This window comes from Yeosuana sp., assembly GCF_057126245.1.
Window position 1 is genome coordinate 1 of record NZ_DBNGMQ010000072.1, and the last position, 3,821, is coordinate 3,821.

A 3,821-nucleotide genomic window follows, 5' to 3' on the forward strand; every position below is an offset into this window, starting at 1 on the left:
AAAACTTATTGCCTTTTTTAGCGGCTGCAAACATACACCCCTTTTTTATTTCCACAATGACTTTTTTTGCCTTTTTTTAACTTCATTTTTTTATAACCTTTTAAACCTTTGTTTTCAATGGGTTACATCTCTATTATTTTTATAACGAATCACATTATATACTTGCTAAATAAAGTATTGAAGTTAATTGTCTCATATTTTAGACTGCGTTAGGGATGGCAATGGCATCCTTTTTATGCTATATGTATACCATATAAAGTTTTTAATTTGTTCGATACCTATTTACATACTTACATAAACTTATGTATAAAACTTTAGCATAAAAAGATATAATGAACAGCCCGACCTTGCTGTTGCAAGGAAACGCCCAACATAAGATTACCTAATTTGTTTACATTATTTAGACCAATAAAAACCTAGATTTAATAAAAGGAAAAATTATACGTATATATATATTGTATGTGTATGTTTATACTATTATCTTTGCCACCTGAATTTAATTTATTTTAATGATACATATAACCTTGCCCGATGGAAGCATAAAGGAGTTTGAGAAAAACGTTACTCCTATGGATGTTGCTAAAAGCATTAGCGAAGGATTTGCTAGAAATGTAATTTCTGCCAGTTTTAATGGTACAACTATTGAAACCGCTACACCTTTATCTACAGATGGCTCTTTGGTTTTATACACTTGGAATAATGATGAAGGAAAAAAGGCATTCTGGCATAGTTCTGCGCATGTATTAGCTCAAGCACTGGAAGAACTATATCCCGGCATAAAATTAACGATTGGCCCTGCTATTGAAAATGGCTTTTACTATGATGTAGATTTTGGTGGACATGCCATTTCTGAAAAGGATTTTACGGCCATTGAAAATAAAGTTATTGAAATTGCTAGAGGAAAGCATGAATTTAAAATGCGTTCTGCAAGCAAAGCTGATGCGCTATCATTATACAAGGACAATGAATTTAAAACTGAGTTAATTGAAAACCTTGAAGATGGCACGATTACATTTTGTGATCATTCAACGTTTACAGACTTGTGTCGTGGTGGCCATATACCAAATACGGGCATTATAAAAGCTGTTAAAGTATTGTCTGTTGCTGGTGCTTATTGGCGCGGTAACGAAAATAACCCGCAGTTAACTAGAGTTTACGGTATTTCTTTTCCAAAGCAAAAAGAGCTTACCGAATATTTAGAAATGCTTGAAGAGGCTAAAAAGCGAGACCATAGGAAATTAGGCAAAGAATTGGAGCTTTTCACGTTTTCACAAAGAGTAGGTCAAGGTTTGCCATTATGGCTACCAAAAGGAGCTGCTTTACGCGAGCGCTTAGAAAACTTTTTAAAAGCTGCCCAAAAGAAGGCTGGTTATGAAATGGTTATAACCCCGCATATTGGTCAGAAAGAGTTATATGTAACATCTGGTCATTATGCCAAATATGGTGCTGATAGTTTTCAGCCAATAAAAACGCCTAAAGAAGATGAGGAGTTTTTATTAAAACCTATGAATTGTCCACATCACTGTGAGATATATAATAGTAGCCAATGGTCTTATAAAGATTTACCAAAACGATACGCTGAATTTGGTACAGTTTATAGATATGAACAAAGTGGTGAGCTACATGGTTTAACACGTGTAAGAGGGTTTACTCAAGATGATGCACATTTGTTTTGCACACCGGAACAAATAGACCAAGAGTTTAAAGATGTTATAGATTTAGTACTATATGTGTTTAGTTCTTTAGGTTTTGAAAACTTTACGGCACAGGTTTCTGTAAGGGATCCTGAAAATCCTGACAAATATATAGGTACTGCTGAAAACTGGGAAAAAGCTGAACAAGCTATTATCAATGCAGCTACTGACAAAGGCTTAGATTTTGTTATCGAAACTGGTGAAGCTGCTTTTTATGGACCAAAACTAGACTTTATGGTAAAAGATGCTCTAGGAAGACGTTGGCAACTTGGTACCATTCAAGTTGATTACACGCTACCTGAGCGTTTTGATTTGACCTATAAAGGCAGTGATAACGAACTACACAGACCTATTATGATTCACCGTGCGCCCTTTGGAAGTATGGAACGTTTTGTAGCATTATTATTAGAACATACTGGTGGTAATTTCCCACTTTGGTTAATGCCAATTCAAACGATTATATTGTCTCTTAGTGAGAAATATGAAAAATACGCCGAAAAAGTTTTAAATTTGCTAGAAAATAACGAAATTCGCGCCCTCGTTGATAATAGAAATGAAACGATTGGGAAGAAAATTCGGGAAGCCGAAATGCAAAAGCACCCATATATGATCATTATAGGCGAGAATGAAGAACGTGAAAATAAAATAACTGTGCGTCAGCATGGTGGAGAAGATTTAGGGATGATATCAATAGATGAATTCTCAGAAATTATAAAAGAAGAAATAAGTAAAACGCTCAAACCGTTTTAAATAATAAGTTTAATTTAAAAAGATAAGGCCATAGCAATTAGAAGAAGACATGTACCCAAAAGGGTTTCACAAGAGGATAAACATAAGATAAACTCTAAAATTACAGCACCCAATGTTCGTTTAGTAGGCGATAATGTTGAAATAGGTGTATATAGTTCTAGAGATGCATTGAAAATAGCCGATGAGCAAGGATTAGATCTTGTAGAGATCTCTCCAAATGCTGATCCTCCTGTATGTAAGGTTATGGACTATAAAAAGTTTCTTTACGAACAAAAGAAACGTGATAAGGCTATAAAAGCTAAGGCTACGAAAGTAGTTATTAAAGAAATTCGTTTTGGTCCTCAAACTGATGATCATGATTACGAATTTAAAAAGAAACATGCTGAAAAATTCTTAAAAGAAGGAGCAAAACTTAAAGCGTTTGTGTTTTTTAAAGGACGTTCTATCATCTTTAAAGAGCAAGGACAAATTTTATTATTAAAACTTGCTCAAGATTTAGAAGAGTATGGAAAAGTGGAACAAATGCCGAGATTAGAAGGTAAACGTATGACTATGTTTCTTGCACCAAAAAAATAACACGAGTAAAGTTATATTGAAAGATAAGATGCTGAAACAAGTTCAGCACTAAAGTAATTAAGCGAAGTAATTAAAAACTAGGAGAAAAAAATGCCTAAAATGAAAACCAAATCTAGTGCCAAAAAACGTTTTAAGTTGACTGGTACTGGTAAGATTAAAAGAAAGCACGCTTTTAAAAGTCACATCTTAACAAAGAAGTCTAAAAAGCGTAAGCTAGCGTTAACTCATAGTGGATTAGTTCACGATAATGATGTTAACAGCATTAAAGAACAATTACGTTTAAAGTAATAAGTTCTGGTTAAAACAAATTAATAACCCTGGAGTTAGGCTCTGTTAAAAGAGGCTTTTTAATAAGTCCGCCTACTACAAAAAAAATTAAAAAATTATGCCAAGATCAGTAAATTCTGTTGCCAAAAGAGCCAGAAGAAAAAAGGTTCTTAAACAAGCAAAAGGTTACTTTGGAAGACGTAAAAACGTTTGGACAGTAGCTAAAAACGCGGTTGATAAAGCGATGCAATATTCGTACAGAGACCGTAGAAACAAAAAAAGAACATTTCGTGCATTATGGATTACGCGTATTAACGCAGGAGCCAGACAGTATGGAATGACGTATTCTCAATTTATGGGAAAATTAAAAGCTAATGATATTGAATTAAACCGTAAGGTTTTAGCCGATTTAGCCATGAATAACCCAGAAGCTTTTAAAGCTGTAATAGAGAAAGTAAAATAAGGCGTTTCGCCTATTGTAAAACATATTATATTCGCTTAATAAAGATCCGGTTCGAAAGAATCGGATTTTTT

4 protein-coding genes are annotated in these 3,821 nt (G+C 33.8%); all 4 read left to right on the plus strand.

The genetic code is table 11. The features are described from left to right. Positions 1-509 precede the first annotated feature (509 nt). The 4 genes from thrS to rplT all read left to right on the plus strand — a co-directional run bounded on the left by thrS (position 510) and on the right by rplT (position 3,750). Positions 510-2,444 carry a threonine--tRNA ligase gene (gene thrS, locus AC15TD_RS08755; protein WP_484451763.1) on the plus strand — a complete coding sequence of 645 codons (1,935 nt, stop codon included), beginning with the start codon at positions 510-512 and terminating at the stop codon, positions 2,442-2,444. Positions 2,445-2,480: 36 nt separating this feature from the next. Next, positions 2,481-3,020, plus strand: coding sequence for a translation initiation factor IF-3 (gene infC / locus AC15TD_RS08760; protein WP_484451765.1), 540 nt, complete (start codon positions 2,481-2,483; stop codon positions 3,018-3,020). Between the two features lie 90 nt (positions 3,021-3,110). Next, positions 3,111-3,308 carry a 50S ribosomal protein L35 gene (gene rpmI / locus AC15TD_RS08765; RefSeq protein ID WP_066220511.1) on the plus strand — a complete coding sequence of 66 codons (198 nt, stop codon included), beginning with the start codon at positions 3,111-3,113 and terminating at the stop codon, positions 3,306-3,308. Positions 3,309-3,405: 97 nt separating this feature from the next. Continuing rightward, on the plus strand, positions 3,406-3,750 hold the full coding sequence (gene rplT, locus AC15TD_RS08770) for a 50S ribosomal protein L20 (RefSeq protein WP_484451764.1): 345 nt from the start codon (positions 3,406-3,408) through the stop codon (positions 3,748-3,750). Positions 3,751-3,821 lie beyond the last annotated feature (71 nt).